General features: G+C 53.0%; 16 protein-coding genes. 5 read left to right on the top strand and 11 right to left on the bottom strand.

The window, feature by feature from the left end; translation table 11 throughout:
- Positions 1–1,188: a caspase family protein gene (locus U862_RS0106960; RefSeq protein WP_025109718.1), complete on the top strand. Its 1,188-nt coding sequence runs from the start codon at positions 1–3 to the stop codon at positions 1,186–1,188.
- Between the two features lie 6 nt (positions 1,189–1,194).
- On the top strand, positions 1,195–2,613 hold the full coding sequence (locus U862_RS0106955; protein ID WP_025109717.1) for a hypothetical protein: 1,419 nt from the start codon (positions 1,195–1,197) through the stop codon (positions 2,611–2,613).
- A 421-nt stretch (positions 2,614–3,034) separates the two neighbouring features.
- Here the strand turns inward: U862_RS0106955 and U862_RS31060 are convergent, their stop codons facing one another.
- The 9 genes from U862_RS31060 to U862_RS0106915 all read right to left on the bottom strand — a co-directional run bounded on the left by U862_RS31060 (position 3,035) and on the right by U862_RS0106915 (position 14,800).
- Positions 3,035–3,253, bottom strand: coding sequence for a hypothetical protein (locus tag U862_RS31060; protein ID WP_025109715.1), 219 nt, complete (start codon positions 3,251–3,253; stop codon positions 3,035–3,037).
- Positions 3,254–3,605: 352 nt separating this feature from the next.
- Complete coding sequence (locus U862_RS31395; protein ID WP_371262560.1) at positions 3,606–4,049, bottom strand: hypothetical protein; 444 nt, start codon at positions 4,047–4,049, stop codon at positions 3,606–3,608.
- A 270-nt stretch (positions 4,050–4,319) separates the two neighbouring features.
- Positions 4,320–5,297, bottom strand: coding sequence for a hypothetical protein (locus U862_RS0106940; protein ID WP_025109714.1), 978 nt, complete (start codon positions 5,295–5,297; stop codon positions 4,320–4,322).
- Entirely contained in the window at positions 5,294–5,956 is a 663-nt protein-coding gene (locus tag U862_RS29420) for a TauD/TfdA family dioxygenase (protein WP_081794851.1), read from the bottom strand. Before U862_RS29420 ends, U862_RS0106940 begins: the two co-directional genes overlap by 4 nt.
- A 740-nt stretch (positions 5,957–6,696) precedes the next feature.
- Positions 6,697–6,987 carry a hypothetical protein gene (locus tag U862_RS0106935; RefSeq protein ID WP_025109713.1) on the bottom strand — a complete coding sequence of 97 codons (291 nt, stop codon included), beginning with the start codon at positions 6,985–6,987 and terminating at the stop codon, positions 6,697–6,699.
- Positions 6,968–8,992, bottom strand: coding sequence for a phosphotransferase (locus U862_RS0106930; RefSeq protein WP_025109712.1), 2,025 nt, complete (start codon positions 8,990–8,992; stop codon positions 6,968–6,970). The genes U862_RS0106935 and U862_RS0106930 overlap by 20 nt, the downstream gene beginning before the upstream one ends.
- A 975-nt stretch (positions 8,993–9,967) precedes the next feature.
- Complete coding sequence (locus U862_RS0106925; RefSeq protein ID WP_025109711.1) at positions 9,968–12,076, bottom strand: hypothetical protein; 2,109 nt, start codon at positions 12,074–12,076, stop codon at positions 9,968–9,970.
- A 126-nt stretch (positions 12,077–12,202) separates the two neighbouring features.
- Positions 12,203–13,870: a hypothetical protein gene (locus U862_RS0106920; protein WP_025109710.1), complete on the bottom strand. Its 1,668-nt coding sequence runs from the start codon at positions 13,868–13,870 to the stop codon at positions 12,203–12,205.
- A gap of 318 nt (positions 13,871–14,188) precedes the next feature.
- A complete protein-coding gene (locus U862_RS0106915; protein WP_025109709.1) occupies positions 14,189–14,800 on the bottom strand; it encodes a dTMP kinase in 612 nt (203 codons plus the stop codon).
- A 218-nt stretch (positions 14,801–15,018) separates the two neighbouring features.
- Here U862_RS0106915 and U862_RS0106910 point away from each other — a divergent pair, with 218 nt between their 5' ends.
- On the top strand, positions 15,019–16,152 hold the full coding sequence (locus U862_RS0106910; protein ID WP_025109708.1) for an aminotransferase class V-fold PLP-dependent enzyme: 1,134 nt from the start codon (positions 15,019–15,021) through the stop codon (positions 16,150–16,152).
- Between the two features lie 118 nt (positions 16,153–16,270).
- Here the strand turns inward: U862_RS0106910 and U862_RS0106905 are convergent, their stop codons facing one another.
- Positions 16,271–17,143: a patatin-like phospholipase family protein gene (locus U862_RS0106905; RefSeq protein WP_025109707.1), complete on the bottom strand. Its 873-nt coding sequence runs from the start codon at positions 17,141–17,143 to the stop codon at positions 16,271–16,273.
- Between the two features lie 133 nt (positions 17,144–17,276).
- On the opposite strand from U862_RS0106905, the gene U862_RS0106900 reads away from it, so the two are divergent.
- Together U862_RS0106900 and U862_RS0106895 are read left to right on the top strand one after the other, a co-directional pair.
- A complete protein-coding gene (locus tag U862_RS0106900) occupies positions 17,277–17,906 on the top strand; it encodes a cytochrome b/b6 domain-containing protein (protein WP_025109706.1) in 630 nt (209 codons plus the stop codon).
- Positions 17,903–18,679 carry a molybdopterin-dependent oxidoreductase gene (locus U862_RS0106895; protein WP_025109705.1) on the top strand — a complete coding sequence of 259 codons (777 nt, stop codon included), beginning with the start codon at positions 17,903–17,905 and terminating at the stop codon, positions 18,677–18,679. Before U862_RS0106900 ends, U862_RS0106895 begins: the two co-directional genes overlap by 4 nt.
- 77 nt (positions 18,680–18,756) lie before the next feature.
- Here the strand turns inward: U862_RS0106895 and U862_RS0106890 are convergent, their stop codons facing one another.
- Positions 18,757–19,341, bottom strand: a complete 585-nt coding sequence (locus tag U862_RS0106890; protein ID WP_025109704.1) for a TetR/AcrR family transcriptional regulator — start codon at positions 19,339–19,341, stop codon at positions 18,757–18,759.
- Between the last annotated feature and the right edge of the window lie 108 nt (positions 19,342–19,449).

Raw genomic sequence — 19,449 nt, 5'->3', positions numbered from 1 at the left:
ATGGAACCTCTATTTCTTTCGCAAGCGGTAAAAGACAAACCCGAGTCGACGGCAACCCACGTTTTACTCGTCGGTTGCGGAGAATATCCGGCCATGGGACAAACGGACTATTCGAGTGTGCAACCGCTGGATTCACCGCATACCTCTGTTCAGGAGATGGTGAATTGGTATCTGGGCGGAGTACACGCCATGCCTGCCGGTATGGAAAAACCACCTCACGAAGCATTTTCTAACCCAGACGCACCGCTGGGATCACTCATGGCTCTGGTCTCTCCTTCAATCAACATTCTAACCCCGGCAGGAGGCAATGTTGCTTGCGAGCGACCCACGCTAGCCAATATCCGCAGGGCTTACAGACAGTGGCATGAACGACTGGGAGCCAACCCCGAGAGTGTCGGCGTGTTTTATTTCTGCGGGCATGGGGTCAGTGATGGTGTTAATCAATTTCTTATCGCTGATGACTTCGGTGAAGACGGTGTCACATGGGCCAACACCTTCCACGTCTCCAATACCCATCAGGCAACGATCCGCGCGACGAGCGCGCGGATCGTTTATGTGATCGATGCTTGCCGGGAATTCAGTGACGATGTCCTGGACCAACTGGACATTCCCCGGGGACTTACCGAGGGCACCAAAAAAGGCAAGATCACTTGCGCCGGTTCAGCAATTCTACGTTCCACTTCCGCCAACCGCTTGGCTTACACGCCCGACGAAGGTGTGACCTATTTCACCCAAGCGCTGCTCCAGGCTCTGCGTGGATACTGCGGGGAAGAGCGCGACAGCACCCTAGGCGTATTCGATGTCAGACCTTCGGAACTACAAATGGCGACGGCCGCATTATTGAATCACCTACTGCTCCTGCAACCCAACCTGCAACAGCATGTCGCCTTTGAAAGCGAGGGAACGCACCTGATCGCGTTGAATGTCCTCGATCGAATTCCAGACGTACTGGTTGAAATGGACATAGATCCAGCGGTGCTGCGCGAGATATCCCAAGCGTACCTTGAGAACGCGGTGACACCTCGTCAACTCAAGACACTCATCGATGGTCCTGCATCGTTCAGAGTGCCGCGAGGTGAATGGCATTATGGCGCTGAATTCAATCAGGACGGTTATCAAGTCACGCCGAAACACCGCTACATGAGCAGGGTGATTTTTCGTGACAATCTCACAGCCAAAAGCGTGTGAAACAACATGAACATATTGACCGTTTTTGTCGCAGGCCAAGAGAGTGATTCACGGCTCCTGACGTTACCTTTCGAAGTGTTTTCAACCCGTGGGGAGCGCTTGGGCAAAGGCACCGCCTCCCCCGCCCAACCGGCCAGGATAGAACTGCGCGATGGGCGCGTTACGGAATCCGGGCGGGTTTACGTACTGGCGAAACTGCCAAACGGCAAGCAGATACAGGAGGTTGCTGAACTGCAGAACGGCCAAGGCCATGTGACTCTTTTGCAAAGTACCAACAGCCCAAGCGATTGGCTGGATTGGCTCAGGCCGTTTCGCTCTCTGGATCACCTCAACGCCACGGTGCAGGTCGAATTCTCGCCCGCAGCACCACTTCGAGGAGTCGGACAGGTCTGGATGTTGGTCTGGACCCTGGACAATGGGCAGTGGATAGATGCCGACCTCCAACCGTCGAAAACGGAAAAACAAGGCAATATCCAGCAATTCTGGTTCGATGTGCCCAACCAGCCACACTTGCTGCAAATTGGCGGCGAAGACGTTGCCTGGCGAATCATTTCATTGCCACCTGCTGGGGAGGTTCGTGTGGCGCTGACCCCCAGTGACAAGGAAATCGGTAATTCGATGGATATCACCATCGGACGCCGCAACGCGGACAACGAACTGATTATGTCCTACCTGGCGCGCGGCGCCATGGAGCAAGTCAGCAGCCTCGCCGACGCATGGCAAACCGCCGATCAGATGTTGCAAGCTAAATATCAGGACCCTGTGGGTGCCGTGGCAGGCGCTTATGTATTGCTTAAATTGCGCCTCTTGGACCAGCGTCGGGACTGGATGGAAAACCTAGTGACCTCATTTCCTCACCTATCGGACGCCGCCATCGTTTCTGCAGCCTTTATGCTCCAGGATGAAGTCTCGGATGAAACGCTGATACGTGCCCGTATCAAACAGGCGCTGGAAAACGGATTGCCTGTATTCACCCTGGGCGCGAAGTTACTGGTGGAGACCATGGCGGCCATTCATCGTGGCGAGGAGGAGTCACCCGAATTCCAGGCTGATTATCTGCAGGCCAAAACCTATGCTCGGGCGATCTGTACGCAGGGTGCCTATTTTGCCTTCTACGGCACCAATCCTAGAACCCCATCGTCGCACCCCACCTACGGTTCGCAAAATTCGCCCAAATCGACACCCCGGGACTGGGTGGATGAACTAAAGGCCGTGCAGGATTCGTTCAAAAAGCTGAACGCCACTCAGGGGGCAGGCATTGCCGCGCAGTTTTCTCTGGACATTATTAACCGCGAAGCGCGTATCGCGCTGAATATACCGGAGATCGGCGCTGCTGAAGTGGACGTGTCGCTGAATCTGGAGTCGGAATCACTGGACGAGGTTCGCGCTAATAACGCAGCGGTCATTATCCCCGGAGAGTATTGACCCCTCGGGGACTCCACCCCAACATCTCGAGTTGTACCAGCTCGGTGTAGATGTTGCTGCAATTTGCTATTGAGCAAGGTCGGTGATTGGAATCGGTCTTCTGTTGATATCCAGTCGTTCGGTAATCAGGTGGGCTGGCCTTAGGCTGGCATGACGAAAATCCCGAGCTCCCTTTGAATCATGCTCTGCTCGCGCGGCGTTGCCCATACTGATTTCTCACCGAATAGATCAAGAAAAGAAGCATAGCTAGCGCTGGATTGCCACGACCGCGCTGTCCAGCTCCCAAAGCCGTTGAAATCTGGAACCAGCCGGATTAACGACATCCCATTTCCAAGCACTATAACGCCCAGCTGACATCTGAGATAAAGGGCTGATAACGACCGTCCGATTTTGGCCGATTGCAGCCTATCAAGACGGCTCCCTAAAGCCGCCGGAGTCGCGTAATAGCGTCTGTAATCGCATTTGCATTTGTATCCAATGTCTCAATGGCCATGAATGCACTCTCTGCAACACTCTGTACGCCATTCTGTGAAAGCCATTTTGTGACCTCCTCTATCGCTGCCCCCAGCGCATGCTGGTTGTGCAGCAGGAGTGTCAGAGCATCTGCCGTGGCAATGTTTGAGTCTGATTTATATGACATGGTATTCGTCCTTTGAGTCGGGTTCGGAAAAGCCTAGTTCATCACATCGCCGGCGAAAGCAAATCACTCATTCAGTAAGCTCTATTTGTGCACCAAAATTGAACCCCAGTCCATCTCAGGCCAATATGGCCTTTTTCAGACGCCAAAATAACCGATTTTCTCTAGGAAAATCATAGGTTTGTGTTTTCCTGAATGTGGGGGTGAAGGAGAAATTCTTGCTCCAAAACTCCTGTGATTATCAATGTTCACCCAATATCTTGCCTATGGCCGCTTTCGGCCAAAAGCGGACAGTCTCACTGGGACTGGGCTGGCGCGCTGAAAGCGCGTCCGGCGAGCGGGCTTGAATGCCTTGCTATGTATTCCTTCGCCGAGTAAGCGGGAAGACAAATGGCTTTTCTTGAGTTAAATTTATTTCGTTTAGCTTGTATTTAAGTCTAATATCACTACAACTAAATCGTCGAATTAGGTTCTCCACTTTAATATCACTTAGCTTGTGATTCCAGGCGTGAATTATAGAGCCACCCCTAACTTTATCGAAGCCATACTTTTGTCCCAGAGCTACAGTGATTGTGTTTTCAATCTCTGTCACCCAGAAACAATCACCAACTGATCTAAAGGCCGCATGTAAGTGAGTTGCTTTTCTCTTTCCCGTGAGGCCGCTCTCTATATATTTGATGGCGCCATTTTTATTTAATGTAGAGTGAGGGCTTTTTTTACCATGGCTTCGCAGCCTTGATCTCAACCCTTTAGCTGTACCCACATACCATGAGTTCAGCTCAAGCTTCAAAATATAGATATACCAATTTCTAATTTCTTCACTCCTTTTCCGGAATCAAATTGTCCATAACGATTAAGCTAAGTCTTCTGAAACACTACTCGATTCGCACTGAGCGTGTCCATTACAAGTGAGTTACGCCGCACTGCAGGATTAGGTCTGCTGAGGTCGAAGCGTCTCATGCAGGTATCTAGTGGAGCGAGGGGTAACCCAAAACGTCCGCTCTCGGCCAAAAGCAGCCGTTCATGGTTACCGCTCCCGCCCGCAAACAGCAGACGCAGGAGACAAGCGTCAGTCATTTCCATAGTCTGGTTCGTAGCTAATCTCACGCTCGTCAACTTCAACAATTTCCTCACTCAAACCGGCAGCTGAAAGCTCATCAGTGCCCACAAGGTGCAAATTGCATTGATCACAAATGAATTCAACTGGAGAATAGGTTGTCTCAACCTCTTCATAACCAGGACTCACTTCCTCCTGATCATCCGTCAGCTCTTCATAGTCTTTGTCCCCGCCCAACACTGCAGTGCATTGGCAAGCTGGACATTGGCGAGTCCAATATCGAGCGTACCTTCCACTTGTTAGGCGATAAAGATGCCACCAAGAGCGCTCCCCGGATTGAGATCTTTGATCTTCCAATGTTTTTGGAGCCCGCCTCTTGCCATCGGCGTCTTTGCTAAAATTGTCTCGCGCATGCTCAATTTTTTGCAATGCGGATTGACACTTGAGATGAGACAAATGATTTATAAGTTCTTCTTTCTCTGCAGCCGCACCGCCAATAAAATCTTCAAGATCTTTATTCGCTGCCTGCAAAATTAATCGCACTGCATGCCACAACTTCCCCTCCCACACTTCCAAGCTAATCCCAATATATGCAGCGTGCCCTGAATGAAGTTCGGCATTGCGGCGATCGGCCAAATCTTTGCATGAGTTATAAGCTAAGGAGTTGAATCCTGGAATGACATGTTTAAGGCGCAGGAACACTTCATTGGCATCAATGGTTCGAACAGCCGTAGCCGTCGATATACCGCAAGCTTCCAACATGCTATTAGAGTTTTTAGGGTCCACGACCAGGCTCGGGTGGATCCTTGCCAGTGCGAACTTACCAAGCAACTCAAGAGCCAAAGTTGCCCATAGTTGGTATGCATCCTCCGCGTCAACTTCCTTAGCCTCAAGCGCGCGCCGGGCGTACAGCGCTGCTTTGCCATAAAGCGCATCATCTGAAAGTGCAGGCGGAATCGTTCGTGTCGCTCCACGTCTAGTTGTATTCATATCCAATCCTTCAATGAGATGCGCAAAAGGGTGCGATGACCGATACCAGAGGCATTACCCCGGCGGTGAAGTACCGTCCAATTGTCAACTATAAGAATTACACCGGCTGTCCACTCCAGATTCAAAGACGGTTGAAGTGAATGTGACTCTAATTCCTCGAATATAGTACTCCCCTCTTCTGTATGTGCAGTCATACAAGCCGGATCGAAACGAATCCACGTTCGATCCGTATTGGCTATCGTGGAATAAAAGCTTGAACGTCCATTCTTTACTGTGAAAGTTTCGCGGCGACTTGCGAGAAGTGGAAACCCTGCATCTTTGACTTTCAAAAGCTGCGTTGGGGGTGCTCCACCTCCGTTAATCGAGTGACAGCCTAAAATCAAATACCGTGGTGGTATCGGCAGATGTGATCCATCAACATGCCAAGGCTGAGCACCTGCTCCAGAAAAGCGACTTAACGAGCTTAGAGGAGCTTCATCGGCTCTCAGCGTCTTCAACGTTTCTAAAACCTTTCTATTTCGCCCGGCTACAACCGAACCTCCCATATACAAAGCGAGCTCCTGCATAGTCTGTGAAACTGACATGGAAGGTCTAGCATTTAAAGAAACATAGCCATGATTGCGAATTGCTGCATGCAGTCCATCGTAACTGTGATCCATACCTATGACTCTTATAGTGTTTCATATTCGAAAATATCAATTTCAGCGCCATCGCGGCCGTATGATCATTCTCGGAATGCGTCCCCTTCCTTTGTAGTGCACTTTTCCGCATAGAGCAAATTAACTGCCAATCTGTAAGGCAGAATTCTTAAACGTGGTGATATTCAACTGACAGAATGTGAGACTTGGTCGCCACTGAGATACGGACACTGAAGAAGGCATTCTCTAGCGACGCAATGAAAAAATACCGTGTGCGAGGGAAGAGACGAGAGTCGGACGCCGCCCTTTTGCTGATGGTCAGTTGCAGCAGCAATCGGCCAGAAGCGAACTGCAAACTCATAGAATCCCCCGGCTAAGCCGGGGTACTTCTTGAGATTTGATCGTGTGATGCGGTCATCGGAAACCTTCTGTCACTACTAAGAGATCGGTTAAACGAAATGGAGCCTTGCTTACACGAAGTGGGACAGTAAGTGTCACGTCGTCTTCATTCCGAAGAGGCGCAAGAGGGCTATCTTCGGTGCGATTCAGAAACCCCTTGGTGAGGTATTGCATGAGTTGGCGAGGCAGCGGGTGGGCCAAGATATAGGCGAAGAACCAAAATAAGTCCTAAACATGGAGCTTGTTCTTTATGGCCAGAAGATACAAATCTGTAATTTTACTGCAATGCCTCTATTGGAGTCGCGGCGCATAGCGCCGCGCTTTTTAAAAAATAACTTTGCAATGAGACAAATCTGGCACGGTCAAGCCTTGTATTTTTCGTACTCTTCTAGATATAGTCGCTCGGACTCGTCACGAAATTGATTTCGCCTTCGATGCAAATCTATTAGTTTGCTGCTGATGCTTTTGTAAATTATTTGGTGAGCTTGGTTTTTTAGATTTTCTTCATTGTACTCATCAATTTCAAAATCGTCGGAAAGAGCTAGGTTGACGAGTGACAATAAGACAGACTTATCAATTTTATCAATGGTTTCGTAACTTCCTTCGGCGTCTAGATAGTATCCTTGGCTTTTTTCAATTTTTAATATTTTCATATCCTGCCTTTCTTTCCATGTAAGCGGATTCGCCTGCTTCCAGAGAGTCCATGGTGACTTTAAAGTTATTAATTTTTTTACCGTCGGTTGAAATTAATTCTCTGCTCGAAGGATGCCCAGAATATCTTCTATATATTATCTTTTCCTCTTCAAGTTCTTTGGCAGTATAGATTATGTAGTCGGCTTTGATGGATGCACCTACGACACTATTGTGAGTTACAATAACTACCGGCATGCTTTTTGATATTTCCTTGAGCATCTGATTGACTTCACTCTTTAGGAAGAGATTGTCAAATGAAGACTCTGGCTCGTCGATAAGTAAATAGTCAAAGTTTTGAGCATCCTTTATTTCTTGCAATAGTCTAAATTCAGAACGCTCTCCGCCAGAAACCTTAAAGCCATCTTTATTCAAAATTTCATACTCAATGCATGCAAAATATTTATAAAACTCTGAAGGAGTGAATGCTTCGTTTGCTTTCAAGCTGGAGAGGTATTTTGCCGGATGTACGTAATCTCTGAATGCATCACTAAAAGCAACCTTTTGGCCGCTAACATTTTTGATTTCACCTGGACCTTGAAACGCACGTTGTTTACAGACGATCTTAAACCCTTGAAAGCTTTCTTGATATATTGTTTTCTCTTCCTGAAGCAGCTTGGCGATTTCGCTAAACTTCAGAAGTTTCTTGTGTTCGAACATGACTCGATAAAGGTCAACATCTTTGATTTGAGTTGCTGAGGTCTTTAGTTGGAGTTTGCTTTTAATCTCGCGAATAATGTCATTCACCAAGCTTTTCTTTTTTCTCTCGTAGGCTCTGGACCACAAGATGACTATTAATTCGCAGGCCAGTGCCTTTAGGGCGTTTGTATCGATATACCTGTCTATGACATCTCTAAATTCAATATTTTCTATCAGCTGCCTTACTGAGCCGACAAGTTCGTTGAGCGATGTGTGTTCACCTAAATCGAACAAGGTTTCATTGAATAACGAGGCTTTGGAAAATGAATCAAATTTCTGTGCCTCTTCGGCCGATTTCATTAGAGTGTCTAAGTAATCTGCGACTCTTCGTTTGTTGGTTTCAGTATCGATACTCAATACATCGTCTAATACCGTTTTGAAGGGAGCTAGGTGCTTGTCTGAAAAAATACTTTTCTTGCGCGTTACATCTGCATTGAATTCTTTTTCATAGTTGGCATCGTCTCTTTGTACAAGAGAGAATTGAGCGATGTATTTTACGTTTTCGCAGCTATTGTTTATCTGGGTTAAGGTTTCGGTTTTTCCCGAAGATCTAGCGCCAAGAATTACATTTAGGCCAGTTGAAAGACATTGCCCATCCTCAAATACTTGGAAAATTGAATTACCATCAAGCTTTGAAAGAGACACCTTGCTCCTGTCGCGCAAGGCAAACTTCAACGATTTTAATGATATATCCCCGCAATCGATGTAAGTCTGCCTTGTTGGGAATTTAGTCATCCCCACGTAAAATCGCATGTCGCTGAAGATTACTGGTGTAAATTCGGTTTCATCTTTTGACATGCGAACAAATTTTTTAGGACTGTCGACTTCACCTGCAGAGATTACATCCTTAAGTCTTTTAATAGTTTCTGCGTGAAGACTTGGCTTCTTTTCATAATGGGGGATCAGCAAATAATTGTTAAGGTCACCAAAAATTCGTATCAAATCATCGACATTGATTGAGTCGCCGATTGCTACCACGTTCTTGGCTACTTCATTCGCCTTAAGTTGAAAGCCTTCAAGGTCATGGTTTTCTGAAATTAGAAGGAGGTGCCCGGCGTCTAAGTTTATCTCAATGCCGGGAAAGACAGCGCAGTTTAGTGCTTCACAAATTTCATTAAACTGAGCAAGATCAAAAATATCATGATTCGTTATGGCGATAGCATCTAACTCTGCTATCTCAACATATTCTTTAAGTTTCTCTAGTGAGAATTCGAAGTATGAGTCGCTGATTGTGGAGATGGTATGCATATGGAGGTCAATTTTCTTCAATCTTCGCTCCTCAAATACAAAAAAATCCAGCTTGGTGAAATGCCTCTATCATCTGAAATTGAGGCACTTAATTCGATTGATAAAATGACTTTGTAGCAAATTTTGTTTTTTTGGCAAAAAGCCACTACCTAGAAGCTAGATGGGTGAATGATGGTTGTCTAGTAGAACTCTCAAAAAAACGAATAATGCGTGAAGGACGCGAATTCACTTTTGCCATGGAGAAGGTGATGGGATGAAGCCAGATCTAGTGACAGGCCTTCGAGAGTTCATTGCAAGGCTGGGAATATCGTTACCTGGAGAGGGCGATGCTCGTCGGGGCAGGAATGCCGTCGGTGGCTATATCACGTAGCTGAGCAGATGGAGGCAAATCAACGTGTCAATGCCCGGACGGCTAAGCTCGATACCGAGGCGCTGCGTAAACACGACGAGCAGGTGCGCCCTAGGCAGTTTGCTAACCGTTCGAGCGTCGATGTCGAAACAGCGATAAGGGCACAGATTTATTTAAAGTATTCGCAAAGTCCGCTTTTGGTTAACTACTGCAAGTCGCGACTGTCCGCTTTGGGTCGATTGCCGCCTGTCCGGAATGGCAGCTATTGGCCGAAAGCAGTCGTCCACGGAGCCCAGAACGGAAAAGTGCTTTAGCATTTTTTAATGCCCGGAGAAGGCTTAATTGGGGCGACTCTTCATCGACAGTTCGAGCATCCTTAAGGCCGCCTCACCGCCAGCAGCGCCAATCACAAGATATTCAACAAGCAGCGGGCGTCTGATTGCAGTGCAACCGAGCACGGACACTCGCTCGCGTGAGCTCAGTTTGGTATGTTATTTCCTTCATCAAGAGCTCAGTACACAGTGCTTAGCGACGGTGGCTCCAAAATGAATATTGTGACAAATGGATATTTCCATCACCAACCCGCGTTCTTTTCGGCCTATGGGAGTCGGGGCGGAATGTAATGGCACTACGGCTCACTGCCGGGCCTATCCATTCGGTTGGCGGCGAACCTCGATGTCGACGATGTGGCGAGGCGTTCTTCCAAGTCGGGGATCACCATTGGCGACGGCGACGATGCCCTCCAGTTCGTCGCCTGCCCACAGACCGACCAGTTCGTGCAGGAAGAAATCCGCATAGGAGCAGCTAGCGTCTCGCACCTGCATCGCCACGATCGAGGCTTTGCTCGTGTGCAGTTGGGTCAAGTTTCTGACCAGCCGGGCCGGGGCAACCCAGAGCGTTGGGCGCAGCGAAACCGGTGTCGCAAAGAGGTAATAGGCGTGCTCTGACTGAGTGAGCATGTCCTCGCATTGCCGCAGGTCGATGCCTATCGTCGAACTGAAAGCCTTCCCCGACCCAGTGCCGCTGCGCTTTTTCACTTGCACAAGAGTGGCCCGCTGGATCACCGTTTTGTCCTCGTCGACAATACGGGTCAGGAACAGCACGTCCGCCGCCAGAGGGACACCGGCAGCCGTGCTAGCCCCTTCTTCCCGCTTGCTGGGCTGACGCACCGTCACCGACAGGGTCGGGTACGTCGCCCGCGTCGTGGACGAGAGCTGGCGCAACTGGCGGCTGGCGTTGCTAGCGGCCTCCTGGGTCAGGGTCAGGAGGCGCGCAGTATGAGCTTCCTCGTCCTCTCCCCAACTCGCCGAATACTCGCGGCAAAACTTTTCCTCGATCTGGCTGAGCGCCCTATGGATGACGCGCTCCACGGACGGGTCGCCTAACCAGGTTCGGGCGCCGACACTGGGCAGCGCAGTGGCGTCCTCGCTTTGATCCACTGGACCGTCCAGATCCAGTGCCCCCTGCTTGGACCGTATCAGCCCCTTCGCCCTCAATTGCAACTGCCTCGGATCGGCGCTGGCGAGCCAGTCCGCAAAAGCCAGGTGTTCCTCGTCATCCATCAATCGCAGAAGCACCGGCTCGATTTCTCCGAACGCCGTCTGCTCGAGCCAAAGGCAGGCAAAATGGAGCAAACCTTTAGCCAGCTCCGGCTCCCCCGTCACTTGGTCGAAAAGATCCTGTCGCCAGGCCTCGCGAGCGGCAGGTCCCAGTTGGCTCCACAACGCCTCGCGGTCCCACCCCCCGGATGGCAACTCTTTGAGGCTTGCGGCAACGCTTTGCTGTCCGGCGCGCGGCGGGTCTCCGACCTCGTGCCAAACTGCGGCAAGCGCAAGGTCCGAAGGCATGGCGTCCGTCATTAACCTAGCCAGCGTCGAGTAGGCTTGGCCGACGCATTCCCTGACGTCGTTTTTCTTTTTTGTATGGGGATGGAAATGCCAGCGCAGGAACAGACTGCGCACGTCGTCCGCCACGATCGTGTGGCAATGCTGGACCAGTCGAGGAAACGCTCTTGGATCGACTCGATTAAGAACCAGCTCGCAGGCCCATCGTGACGCCTGCACCTTCGGTGAATGCGCATACAGCAAGAAGACGACATCAGGCACATTGGAGCCTGAATCGACACTGGCCTCCAGACAGGCGCGTATATACTGCCAATGCTGTTCGACCAGTTGCTCGAAAGCCCAGCCATTTTCACCCTGACCGGGGGCGACCAGTTGAAGGCCACCGAAGCAATCATCCGCCGATACACTGGCCACCAGGGCCGCCATGATCTCCCGATCGTCCAAAAACCGAGACCGATCAGAGGATTGAGCATCAAGCAGCCAACGCACCCATATCTCACGGGGCGCGATCGCCGCCGTGATAATTTCGCGCAAGGCCCGAGATTCGACTTCAAGCGCGTCCATCCTGAAGGCCGCTCCTGCCCCCCCGTAGGCATCCTTGTCCAAGATGGACGATGAACCTTGGATCCCGGTGGAGCCGTGCCCGAGGATGGCAAGGGTCAGTGTTATGGCACCCTGCCGTGCAGCGTGATCGAACTTGACCGTAAAGTTCTCGCGTTCGGTGGTCGACGTTACCAGCCAATCCCACTCAACGCGGGTGTTCTCGGCAGACAAGTGAGCATAATCCAGCCGAAGTATGCCCTCGCGCACATCAAAGTAACGTGCCAGGTGCTCGACCAGCGGCGGAGCCCAACCGGCCAGCGGGATGCTGGCAACGGCCAATTCATTGTCGAAGCTGATCTTCACGCCCAAGGCGCTCTCCCTGTTCCCGCGGTGGCGTCTGCCGGTTGAGATGCTCAGGTTCGCCCCTGATCGCCCAAGTCCGGCGGTTTAATGAGTCTGAAATCAGTCGGGTATGCTCCGTGTGAGCCCAAACTGTCAGCTTGGCCCTCTCATTTCAGGCCCGTCATCCTTCTCCATGGCGCGTTGATAGTTGGTACCAAGATCGGCGTAATGCTGATGTACTCGCTGCTGAAGATCCAGGCTGTAGTCCCCGCCCCCCGCTGCTACCACGATCAGTCGACTGGGGAGAAGCTGGCGATGGCCACCGCTCAGAACATCCAGAGCGTCTTCATCGTCTTTGAGCAGGCGCCCTACACCACTGGTATCGCTGCACAAACCAAAAGCAATGAAAGCGGGCCAGTCCCAACCGCGTTCGCGGGTCGGAACCTTGATGGACCCAGCTTTGAAATCAGTGGCCGGCGAGACCAATGTGCTCACACGGTTCAGCGTCGGCCAGGGGACACTCGCTTGGCGCAATCCACGGTGGTAAAACACATAAAAGTCTCGCTGAGGGTCATTCAGTTTTTGTAACTGGGTGAGCTTTAGCGGGCCGCTGGGTGGGCTGCCAATGTCCGCTATACCGTTTTTGCTGACCTTGCCCTGTACCAAGGCGACCTTACGCACTACCAGCCCGCCGACATTAATTTCCACGATAATGCCGAAATCCGCCCCCAGGCGGGCTTCGGCCGCAGTTCCACCCAACGCCAGCGTTCCCATGAAAGACGTCACCTGCGGAAAACCCATGGCGTCGATCTTCGGACCCGCCCATCGCTCAACTTCCGAGCGGAAGCTGTGCAGAAAGGCGCCTGTAGAATGCTCCTCGTGCGCCTCGGCCAGTGACATGTCCTTGGCAAACCGTTGAGCGGTTTGAAAACAGGCCCAGTACACCGCCCATTGCAGCCAGTGCACGACCTGTTCAGGGCGGGTTAATTGGTCCGCTAGGTGGTACCAGCGATCCACCGGTTCCTGGTCTTGCAGCACGGCTTTTCGAACAGACGAGGTGCAACCTGCCAGTACCAGCGCTGTGGCATCGCTCACGATGGCGCCGAAAGAGGCCAATGCCGTGAACCCTACCGCGCCTTCGCTGCGCGCTTGCTTCAGAAAGCTTTGGGCTTCTCCCCCCCATTCTGCGAGTGTCTGCGGGGCAGGCATCACCTGAAAAATCAGCTTTTTGCCTTCCTCGAACGCCGTAAAGACGTCGTGTTGCACCAGTTGATGATGCATTTGCTCAAGCACCGCCGCGGTGTTAGCGCTAACCCAGCCATGGCGCCACAGCGTCTGTTTCAACAGGCTCAACTGTGCTTGTAGATTTCTGCTCGACGTCAGCCACTGTGTACCATGATCAATCGTCTGACCGAGTTGCTGGCGCTGCCGCGCCACTTCGGCAACGTGGTCATTGTGCATAGCGACCTGTCGCGCGCGAAGCGCCGTTTCGCTGACACTCGCGGCGATGCCTTGCTGCTCGGCCAGAAACTGCGCAGCCGCAGCAACCACCCTCTTAGCCTGAAACTTCGCGATGGGCTTGCCCCAACGGCTTTCAGCCTCGATGGCCAGAAGGTGTTGTTCGGCCCGCTGCATCGCTTGCGTGGCTGGCCGCAGGTAATTGTCGAGTGCGGTGACCTCAGTCGTGGATTGCACCAGCGGCAATCGATCACGTCTGTCCTGTGCTTGTCGCACGGCTAATGCCATCTCTTCAGTGGCATCCTTGAGGGTCGATTCAACGAGTTTGAAATTGTCTTTGGCGATGGACGAAGCGGCGCGCATGAATCAAACACATCCTTTTGAAGGTGACAACGGCACCGCCACTCTAGCGCACAGCCGCACCGCTCACTAGCAAAAAGCCAGCACTGCTCTGCCGATTTATACACGCTTGGATGAACCTGAAGCGCGGTAGCGCATCAGCTATCCGACCTATTGCCAGCGCTACGCCTCGATTCTGAAGACTCGTTTGGAGCTAACTCTCAAAACTAATGCAAAAGCTTCTCATATCTAGTGAACCTAAATAACCTATAACCCCCGTTCTAACGTTGGTGAATTCTCAATTCAGAAGATCACCGACGACACTTGTCTCCATTCCAACGATCACACCAGCACCCTGTAGATCTCAGAAACCACCTGCATCGTAGCGTCTTCAATCGTTCCCTCGTTACGGCATAGAACCCAACCATGTTCCTTGACCGCTTGCTCGAACATCACCGTACACGCCACATGTTCTGCATGCTGTTGGATCACAGTGCCGCCTAATCCTCGAGATCGCGCCGCAGCCCTTGCCCATGAAATATCCGGATCAGTAACGACGCCGACATGCAGGTCCGGCACTCGCACGTCTCGGTCCAGGTTCAACTGGAGAATCTCGGCAAACGGGATGGTTTGGCGAAACGCGGCATCAGACGGATACCAGCGATCGATCAGGACAATGCTGTCCAACGGTTGCTTCGTCAGTACGTGACGGGAGATCCAGCGACGGCTATCAGCCAGGCGCTGGCACACAGCCCATTCCAGATCCGCCGAAGGATTTCTGGCAAGCGTGTTTATCAGGGCCATGGTTTCACCCCGAAAAGGATCGCTTTTTCTCTCGCAAAGCCTGATGACTTTCTTGTTGGCTGCCCTCAGTGTCTTTGTAACCGCCTCCAGCAGTGTGGTTTTACCGGTGCCCTTGGGCCCATCGAGAGAAACAAACAGCGGACGATTCATTGTTCACATCGCTTGGTTGTGGCCGCCGGACCGAGCGTCTCGATCAGAAAGTCGATAAACACATTGATCCGGCTGGAGAATGATTGTGCATCACTGTTCCCTTCTCGTCTTGTGCCGCTGTGATTGAACGCAAGTGCTGACCAGCCGGGCAACCTTGTCATTTGCCACGGCTTGAGGCAGGGTCGATACCACTACATCTCTGCCAAAGGAGTTCCGCCATGTCAAAGCTCTATCCCGGTATCGATCCTGAGGGACTGGTCGAGTACTCGGTGGTCTACACCGACCGCTCGCTCAACCACATGTCGCAATCCTTCCAAGGCGTGATGAAGAACATTTCCAAGACCCTGAAACAGGTCTACAACGCCGAAGCGGTTGCGGTGGTCCCGGGCAGCGGCACTTTCGGCATGGAAGCGGTGGCGCGGCAGTTCGCCACCGGCCAGCCATGCCTGGTGATACGTAACGGCTGGTTCAGTTATCGCTGGAGCCAGATCCTTGAGATGGGCAACATTCCGGCGGCCACCACGGTGCTCAAGGCCCGACCGGTCGACACCGATCGCCACGCGGCCTATGCCCCGCCTCCTCTGGACGAAGTGCTGGCAGCCATTGCGGCACATAAGCCTCAGATAGTCTTCGCGCCCCACGTTGAAACTTCATCCGGGATCATCCTGCCCGACGAGTACTTGCGGGCGGTTGGCGACGCCGTGCATGCGGTGGGCGGTCTGTTTGTGCTGGACTGCATCGCCTCGGGCACGATTTGGGTTGATATGCACAAATGCGCAATCGACCTGCTGATCAGCGCGCCGCAGAAAGGCTGGAGCGCCTCCCCTTGCTGCGCCCTGGTGATGTTCAGTGCGCGGGCCCTCGAACGCATCGAACAGACGCAAAGCAGCAGCTTCGCCTGCGACCTGAAAAAGTGGCTGCAGATCATGCAGGCCTACGAACAGGGCGGCCATGCCTACCACGCGACCATGCCCAGCGATTCCCTCGCGCGGTTCAACGATGTGATGAAAGAGACGCAAGCCTACGGTTTCGACAAGATCCGCGACGAACAACAGGCGCTGGGTGATCATGTACGCGCCCTGTTGACCGGCAAAGGCTTCAAAAGCGTGGCTGCTGCCGGTTTTCAGGCTCCCGGCGTCGTGGTGAGCTACACCGAGGATCGCGACATCAAGAACGGCAAGAAATTTGCCGAGCACGGCCTGCAGATCGCCGCCGGAGTACCGCTGCAATGCGACGAACCGGCCGACTTCCAGACTTTCCGCATCGGGCTGTTCGGACTCGAGAAGCTGCAGAATATCGAACGTACGGTCAGCCTGCTTGAGCAGGCACTCGACGAAGTGATGGCTGACTAACTCATCTTGCCTCGGTCGATTTCATGTACTGCATTCCCGACGGGAATGCAGTCATCAGCAGCCAACGCCTCTTTATTGGCGAACACCTCGCGACGACGGTCGCTGGGTGATTCCGAGATCACTCATCAGCAAAATGATGAGTATGCGCCAGCAGCGAATCGGGTATTCCGTCGCGGATCAATCCGCCCTCCTCCATCCAGGTCTGAGTTGACTGATAAGCCCGTTGCAGCAGTTGGTCTGTCTGGTTGAAGTCGAACACTGAAGCGTCCAGTGGGCACAGCGGCGGGACCACATGGATGGCTGCACGTGCACGGTACAGCTCGATGTCACGCACCAGTTGACGCATGCTCATCAAGTTGAGCGTGTGCAAGGCCAGCGCAACGAGTCCAGTGGGCGGACAGGGGCAGGCACAACCGAACCCGGTGGGCAGCACCAGAACCCGTGTTGCGCCCAATGCCACCGCACTGGCGATCGGTGTGTTGCTGCTGACGCCGCCGTCGACCAAAAATTTTTCTCCGACTCGCACGCTGGGAAACACCAGCGGAATCGCCGCGCTGGCGAGCAGTGCCTGTTCGGCGCTGCCGCTGGATAGTAGCTCCTCGGCACCGCTGAGCAGATTGGTGGTGACGATATAAAGTGGTAACTCGGTGTCTTCGATCCGTTTGACCGGCAGGGATCTGCTCACTAAACGGTGCAAGGCGGATGCACTCAGCAAGTGCCCGCGACGATTCAGAATGCCCTTGAGGGTGTCGAGCGCAGAGAAAGGGAACACATCCGACTTGCGCAGGCTGCGCCAGAAGTCCGCAAGTTCGCTCACGCCTTTGGCATTCGGTCTGGCGGCGAAGTAGGCACCGTTAATGGCGCCGACCGACGCGCCAACCACCAGGTCGAATACGACGTCAGCCTCAACCAGCGCCTGTAACATCCCGACCTGAACCGCGCCCAGGCTGCCACCACCGGCCAGGACAAGCGCTGTTTTCGCCACTGGCATAACCACCTCCTCACCTCGCGCCTCAGCTAACAAGCCTAGCTGGAGATGGCATTGCAGGGAGGCATGGTGGTTCGGGTTAGCGTCTACACTGGACAGTAGGTTATGCCGTTGTTCGGATTTGGAGTCTCCTCCAATGTCATCTGCACCTGAAACTACCCGTTCCGATACGCAGAACAGCCATCCTGCCTGGTTGAGGCTCGCCCATTGGCTGAATGCTTTGGCGATAGTGCTCATGGTCACCAGTGGATGGCGCATCTACAACGCCTCGCCTCTTTATGGCTTCGATTTTCCCAATTCGATCACCTTGGGCGGCTGGCTGGGCGGCGCGCTGCAATGGCATTTCGCGGCGATGTGGCTGCTGGTCGTCGTCAGCCTTATCTACCTGCTTTTCAATGTTTTTAGCGGTCGGTTGTCACGACGATTTTTTCCTGTATCACCCAAAGGCTTTTTTCATGACCTTTGGTCTGCGCTGCATGGCCGGCTGGGGCATGACGATATTAGCCATTACAACCACGTGCAGCGTGTGGCGTATCTGTTTGTGATACTCGACGTGACGGTGCTGGTGATTTCCGGGTTGGTCTTGTGGAAGTCAGTGCAGTTTCCGTTGCTGCGCGAACTGCTCGGCGGCTACGACAGTGCGCGGCATGTGCACTTCATTGCCATGTCTCTGTTGGTGGCGTTTATTGCCGTGCATCTGCTGATGGTCGCACTGGTGCCAAAGACGTTATGGGCCATGATTGTCGGCCACAAGGAGCGTGTATGAGCAAGCGCCCAGCGTTGGATAAATCGGCCATTCTGCAGGACGCACGGAACATCATTTCGCGGCAAATCGAAGATCGTTCAAGGCGCGCCTTCCTGTTGCGTAGCTTGACCCTCGGCGGCGTGGCCATGTTGTCCGGCTGCAACATCTCCGATAACGATCAGGTTGAAACGGCCCTGTCGTCCATGTCGCGCTTCAATGACAGGGTCCAGGGCTGGCTGTTCAACCCCAACGCCATGGCCCCCACTTACCCTGAGTCGATGATTACGCGGCCATTTCCGTTCAATGCCTTTTACGGCATCGACGAAGCGCCGGTCGTCGATGAAGACAGCTACCGTCTGGAAGTTACCGGCCTGGTTGCTGACAAGCACAGTTGGCGGCTCGAGGAGCTGCGGGCGATGGCGCAGACCGAGCAGATCACCCGGCACATTTGCGTCGAGGGCTGGAGCGCCATCGGCCGCTGGGGCGGCGTACGCTTCAGTGATTTCCTCAAACGCGTTGGCGCCGACACCGATGCCAAGTACGTCGGCTTCAAATGCGCCGACGATTACTACACCAGTATCGACATGCCCACCGCCCTGCATGCGCAAACGCTACTCACGCTGACTTACGACGGCGCCGTACTGCCGCGTCAATATGGCTTCCCGATGAAGCTGCGCATGCCGACCAAGCTGGGCTACAAGAACCCGAAACACATTCAGGCGATTTTCGTCACCAATACCTATCCCGGTGGCTACTGGGAAGATCAGGGCTATAACTGGTTTGGCGGTAGCTGATGCAAGCGGCTAGGCATCACGAAGACGCTGATCACACGGCCTGCTCATAGCCATCCGGGTCGATGAAGTGGGTGCGCTCAGCTTTGCAAAAGCCGCTTCGTCATCACCATCGACGTCTGCAGCGACTGCCCCGTGCGCTGCAACTTGTTCAACAAACTGGCCCCCAACCAAAGCTGATAAAGGGTTTCGGCCAGTTCGCGCGCATCGGTCTTCGGCACACTTTTATCCAGCTGCCCTTCTTCCAGGCACGTCGTGATCCGCGCAACGATGCGTTCGGCGCCGTCGCGCAAGGTGAGGCGCATCGATTCGGACAGGTCGGCCACTTCTGCACTCAACTTCACCACCAGGCATTCATCGCCATGGCCTTCCAGGGTGCAGCGGTTCTGCCAGCCCTGCCAGTAATCCATCAGCCGCTCATAAGCGCTGAGACCGGGCAGTGTCAGGCGGCGCTCCATGTCGGCAAGGTAGCCGACAAAATAGTCCTCGAGCAGAGCCTGGCCGTAGAGTTCCTTGGATTTGAAGTAGTGATAGAACGAGCCCTTGGGCACGCCGGCGGTTTGCAGGATGTCGCTCAGGCCAACGCTGGTGAAGCCCCTCTCGGCCATCATCCGGTGGCCAGTATCGAGCAGGTGTTGGCGAGTGTCGTCGTAGGTCGGTTTCATGGGGCGCAAAATACCAAACAATAGACCCGTCGTATATTTCTGATGGGCAGGAGTTTGCCACAGCGAACACTCGGAAACACGGTCGAAAGAATTTACTAGACGACCGGT

The sequence above is a fragment of the Pseudomonas sp. H1h genome, from assembly GCF_000633255.1.
In the GTDB taxonomy this organism is placed as follows: domain Bacteria; phylum Pseudomonadota; class Gammaproteobacteria; order Pseudomonadales; family Pseudomonadaceae; genus Aquipseudomonas.
This window is presented reverse-complemented; position numbering and strand designations above follow the sequence as displayed.